General features: G+C 63.6%; 4 protein-coding genes and 1 pseudogene. 1 reads left to right on the top strand and 4 read right to left on the bottom strand.

What is annotated here, in order from left to right; genetic code table 11:
• From ACE3S9_RS15380 to ACE3S9_RS15395, 4 genes and pseudogenes are all read right to left on the bottom strand, one after another.
• A pseudogene (locus ACE3S9_RS15380) lies at positions 1–580 on the bottom strand (glucose-6-phosphate isomerase); the annotation flags it as partial.
• A gap of 176 nt (positions 581–756) precedes the next feature.
• Positions 757–1,707 carry a carbohydrate kinase gene (locus tag ACE3S9_RS15385; protein ID WP_374547359.1) on the bottom strand — a complete coding sequence of 317 codons (951 nt, stop codon included), beginning with the start codon at positions 1,705–1,707 and terminating at the stop codon, positions 757–759.
• Complete coding sequence (locus ACE3S9_RS15390; RefSeq protein WP_374547360.1) at positions 1,704–2,195, bottom strand: RbsD/FucU family protein; 492 nt, start codon at positions 2,193–2,195, stop codon at positions 1,704–1,706. Before ACE3S9_RS15390 ends, ACE3S9_RS15385 begins: the two co-directional genes overlap by 4 nt.
• Positions 2,195–3,424 (bottom strand): ROK family transcriptional regulator, encoded by a 1,230-nt coding sequence (locus ACE3S9_RS15395; protein WP_374547361.1) that lies wholly within the window; start codon positions 3,422–3,424, stop codon positions 2,195–2,197. Before ACE3S9_RS15395 ends, ACE3S9_RS15390 begins: the two co-directional genes overlap by 1 nt.
• A 271-nt stretch (positions 3,425–3,695) precedes the next feature.
• On the opposite strand from ACE3S9_RS15395, the gene ACE3S9_RS15400 reads away from it, so the two are divergent.
• On the top strand, positions 3,696–4,429 hold a 734-nt coding region (locus tag ACE3S9_RS15400), incomplete at its 3' end, for an ATP-binding cassette domain-containing protein (protein WP_374547362.1).

The following is a 4,429-nucleotide window of genomic DNA, read 5'->3' on the forward strand; positions in this document are numbered from 1 at the left end:
CGAGAATCTTGATCGTATCGGCGAAATGCGCCCCATCGACGTTGGAGACGAAATGAAGACGCGGCCCGTCATGATAAGGCGCGAGCGCCCGCGCCGTCATGACGGGCCCCAGATCCGAACCGCCGATACCGATATGCATCACATCGGAAAAACGGCCGCCGTCGGCGGCCGCGATCGCGCCCGATCGAACGCCCTCGGCGAAGCGACCAAGACGTTCAAGCTCATCGCGAATGCCCGGCATGACGTCCTCGCCATCCACGAAGACGGCGCGGTCCGACAGATTTCGCAGCGCCGTATGCAGGACGGCGCGCTTTTCGGTGATGTTGATCGGCGCGCCATCGAACATCGCGTCGCGCTTCCGCGCGACGTCGCAGGCGTCGGCCAAGGCGAGAAGGAGGTCGAGCGCGCGCCTGGTCACAGCGGTCTTCGAATAGTCGAGCAGCATATCCTCGAATCGGACCGAAAATGCCTCGAACCGATCCGCGTCGTCACCGAAGAGATCGACGATCGGCCGCTTTTCCGTTCCTTGCCGCTCTTCGGCGAGCTGCGTCCAGATCGCTTCAATCGCCTCAACCTTCATCGCTCCAAACCTCCCTTGTCAAAGGCGCGGCGGATCGCGCGCGCAAACGCTCGCCAGTTTTTGCTGGACGTATCGGAATTCCGCTTTTGCGCGATGCGATCGGCTGGTGGACGGCATCCCTGCCGGCCGCCTTGACGTCAGACGCTTCGCATTCTCATCGCCGACGCCGCGCCGGATCAGCCGCTGATCGTGGCCGCGACTTCGCTTTTCCTCGGCAGATCGGCGCCTTGCCGAGTGCATGTGATCGCCGCCGCCGTCACCGCGAAATCGATGGCGCGTCCGAGTTCCTGCGCCGACAGGCCGGCGAGGTCCTTCTTGGCGAGTTGACCCGACTTGCTCAGATAACCGAGGATCGCCGCATGGAATGTGTCTCCGGCGCCGACGGTGTCGATCACATTGATCCGCTTTCCGGGAACGGAGATTTTTTCGCCGTTTCGCAAGTAGCCCGTCGCGCCGTCGCCGCCATGTGTAACGATGACGATCGATGGCCCGGCCAGGAACCAGCCAGCGACGACGTCATCGATATCGACGTTCGCGCCATAGGCTAGGGCTATGTCCTCTTCGCTCGCCTTGACGATGTCCGCGAGCGAAAGAAAAGCCGAAAACCGTTTCTTCCATGCCTCCAGATCGGGCGTGACATTCATGCGCACATTGGGGTCGAGGGAAATGACCCTGCGGGCGGCTTCGCGACGCGCGAGATCGAGATAGGCGCCGGCGACCGGATCGACAGCCAACGTGTAGGAGCCGAAGGTCAACGCGCGCACGTCCTCCGGCAGGTTGGCGGGCAGCATGGCGGGCGTGATCTCGCGGTCCGCCTTGCCCTCGCCATGAAAGGAATAGCTGGGCTGGCCCGTCGGGTCGGTGGTGACGACGGAAATGGTCGTCAGGCGAGTGGAGTCGACGGCGAAGTTCAGATCGACGCCTTCGGACTGCAGCTTGCGCCGCAAGGCCGCGCCGAAGCGGTCGGAAGACAAGCCGCCGCAGAACGCCACCTTTTCCTCCAGGCGCGCGAGGCCGATCGCCACATTCATGGGCGAGCCGCCCAATGTGACCAGGGCCGACATCGCCGAACCCGGATTTTCGTCGACGAACAGGTCGACAATGGCTTCGCCGCAGACGAGGATCATTGGACGGCCTTTTCCAGCTTGGGAGTCCCATGTGTTCGCGCGAGACGGTCGGTCGGCGCCGTGGTCTCTTCGTGGATGACGCCCTTGCGCAAAATGATATTGCCATAGAGCCGCCGCTCGCCGGTCGCGACGATCAGGTAAGCGGATTTGACGCGATTGTAGAAGGCCTCTCCGCGCAGCGTTCTGACGGCGACGCCCGGCTCGTGGATTTCGACGATGGTGTCGAATTCATCGTGAACGGGATGCGTAGGGCGGTCCGGCGGAACGGGGCGAAAGGCCGCATTTTCGACCATGCGGTCGAGCGGCAGCACCGACAGGATCGCGCCCAGCATGGCGGAGGCCGAATGACCGTCGGCGCGCACGCAACGTTGCGCATGCGCCTCGGCCGGATAATTCGCGTCCACAATCGCGATCTCATCGCCATGCCCCATCGCGCGCAAGGCGCGCAGGAGGTCCGGGCCGAGCAATGGGTCGACGCCCTTGAGCATCAGGCCTCTCCTTTGAAAAGCACATTCTGGTTGAGAAGAAAGCGGGCGAAGAACGGCAGGCTGGCGGCGCCCATGGTGCGGGCGTTTGCGCCGATCGAGCCCTCGTCGATCTCGAAAGGCGAAAGCCCCTGAAGATCCTGCGCGCGCGCCTTCTTGCGCACGAGATCGACCAACCGCCTGCGCACGTCGGGCGCGAGACCGCCGTCGATGATCACGTGGCCGAAATCGATCACCGACACGGAGGCGGCGATCGCCTGGGCGAGTCCGTCCGACGCCTCGTCGAGCCAGTCGTCGAGGATGGGGCCGAGGCTGTCCCAGGCCTGCGATCGGAAAAAGGCGACAGGATCGCGACCGGCCTCGATCAGGCGCCGCTCCAGCCCGTAAAGCGAGGCCGCATGGATTAGTTGCCGGCGCTCCGCGACGCCTGTTTTCCGATCCTTGATCACGACCGGCATGGAGCCCAGCGCGCCCGCATTGCCCTGGCGCCCCGAATAGAGTTCGCCATTGAGAACGATTCCGCCGCCGGCGAAATAGCCGACGAAGAAATAGAGGAAGTCCTCAAAGTCCCGGCCGCGGCCGAACGTCAGCTCGGCGCCGCAGGCGGCGGTGGCGTCATTGGAAATCGAAACGGACAGGCCGCTCACCGACTCAAGTTCGGCGAGGAGATTGCAGTTGCGCCAGGCTTCGAGCGCCGAATGCGGCGCGCCGACCTCCGCGCACCAGCTCCACAACTCGAACGGAACGGCGACGCCCAGTCCGGCGATGCGCTCCTTCTGCGTGTCGCTCAGCTTGTCGGTGAGCGCGGCCATGCTCTTCGCCGTGAAGGCGAGAATGTTGTCGACATCGGGATAGGCATAGGAACAGCGGACCTGATCGCGAACCGCGCCGACGAAATCCATCAGCATCAGGCTCGCCGTGCGGCGGCCGATGTGGAGGCCGACGGCATAGGCGCCGTCCGGGTTCAGCCTCAGCGGCACCGACGGTTGTCCGACGCGGCCGCGATTGGGCTCCATGCGAAGCAGCAATCCATCCCCCTCCAGAGCGCGCACGATGACGGAGGCCGTCTGCGCGGACAGGCCCGTCAGGCGCGCGATCTCGGCCTTGGGCAGGTTCGAGAACCGGCGGACGAGCGAAAGCACGAGCCGCTCGTTGTAAGCCCTGACGCCGATCAGATTGGTGCCGCGAGATTTCTCTCCGGTCTGGGGCGTCGCTGCTGCGTCAAAGATCATCAAGGTTGTCCATGGATGTCGAAACGCCGGAATTCTCTCATCGGGCTCACACATGACGCAAGCGTCGCCTTTCGGAAGGCTTCGAACGCGCCATGAGAGAAAGATGGCCCAAAAAAACGTCCGCGTCAATTAATAAACCAAAATGATTTATCTATTGACAGGCGATCAGAACGGTGGGAGGCTGCGATACCAGATGAGGCAAAGGGCGCGCCGAAAGCGCCCCGCCAATGAGCCGGGCTCATGGCGAAAAGGGCCCGTTGGGGAGGGAAAAATGTCGAAGATCGAGAATCTTCTGGCTGCTCCGATTTTGGAGATGCGCAACATCTCCAAGACGTTCGGCAAGCTAAAGGCGTTGCGTAATGTGCAGTTCCGGGTCGCCAAGGGCGAAATCCACGCCCTGATGGGCGAGAACGGCGCCGGGAAGTCGACGCTGATGAAAATTCTCGCCGGCGCGATCAGGCCCGATCCCGGCTCCGAGATCCTGATCGATGGCGCGACCGTGGCCATGACCGATCCGATGGCGGCGAGGGCGCTGGGCATTTCCGTCATCTATCAGGAGCTTTCGCTTTCGCCCAATCTGAGCGTCGCCGAAAACATCTATCTCGGGCGTGAGATTCGCGGCGAGGGCCTTGCCGCCGGCCTGCTGGACCGCGCGGCCATGATCGAAGGCGCCGGCCAGGCGCTGAGCCGGCTCGGCGCCTCGTTCGCCGCCGACGCCAAGGTCAGCGATCTGACATTGGCGGAGCGCCAATTGGTCGAAATCGCGCGCGCCGTCCGCTCGAATTCACAAATCCTGATCATGGACGAGCCGACGACCATGTTGTCGGAGCGCGAGACCGAACGCCTCTTCGCCCTCATTCGCGCCTTGCGCGAGGACGGCCTCGCCATCGTCTATATCAGCCACCGCATGGAAGAGATCTACGAGCTCTCCGACCGCGTCACCGTCCTGCGGGACGGAACCTATGTCGGAACGCTCGACACCCAGGCGATCAGCCCCGCCGCCAT

The sequence above is a fragment of the Rhodoblastus sp. genome, assembly GCF_041915505.1.
In the GTDB taxonomy this organism is placed as follows: domain Bacteria; phylum Pseudomonadota; class Alphaproteobacteria; order Rhizobiales; family Beijerinckiaceae; genus Rhodoblastus.